This is a genomic window from Vibrio sp. 10N.222.52.C3 (genome assembly GCF_041474195.1).
GTDB lineage: Bacteria > Pseudomonadota > Gammaproteobacteria > Enterobacterales > Vibrionaceae > Vibrio > Vibrio crassostreae_C.
In genome coordinates this window covers 1-626 of record NZ_JBFRTQ010000265.1, presented here as the reverse complement: position 1 = coordinate 626, position 626 = coordinate 1, and the positions used below count along the sequence as shown (strand labels likewise).

At 28.3% G+C, this 626-nt stretch carries 1 pseudogene; it reads left to right on the top strand.

Annotation, left to right across the window (positions count from 1 at the left end):
• Positions 1 to 181 precede the first annotated feature (181 nt).
• Positions 182 to 626, top strand: a pseudogene (locus tag AB4517_RS22810) (hypothetical protein); the annotation flags it as partial.

Here is a 626-nt window from a genome sequence, read left to right as displayed (position 1 = left end):
AATATTTACACATCAATAAGGAAAGATAACGTTTTTCTAGAGAATGAATTAGTAAATGAAAGCATTTTTGAAATTGTCACTGAAAATGAATATGACGATATAACATTTATGTACAATGAAATGTTAAGAAATGAAAAAAATTAGTAACGTACTTAGGAACTCCATTTTATTGTACTTCAGGATGGTAGTTGGATTATTAGTTTCTCTCTATATATCAAGAGTTAGTTTAGATATTCTCGGTGTTGATAGTTTTGGTCTTTATACAATAATAGCTAGCTTTGTAATCGTCGGTGGTGTGATAGTAAACGTTGCAACAACTTCAATGCAAAGGCACTTATCAGAAAGTATTGGTGTAGATGTTAATAAGAGTTTAAGTTCTGAATCCAATCGAGTTTTAAATGCATGCGTGATAGTAAACTCAATACTTGGTTTGTTATCCATATTATTTATCTTGCTTTTCGGTGTTATTTATATAAACTCATTCCTAAATCAAGATATTGTTGCAGTAAATGTTGTTTGGAATGTTTTTTATGTTTCAATAGCTACTTTTTTCATTTCATTTGTTACATCTCCCTATTTAACATTGTTAATATCATATGAAGATGCTAGATACTATTCATTAATAA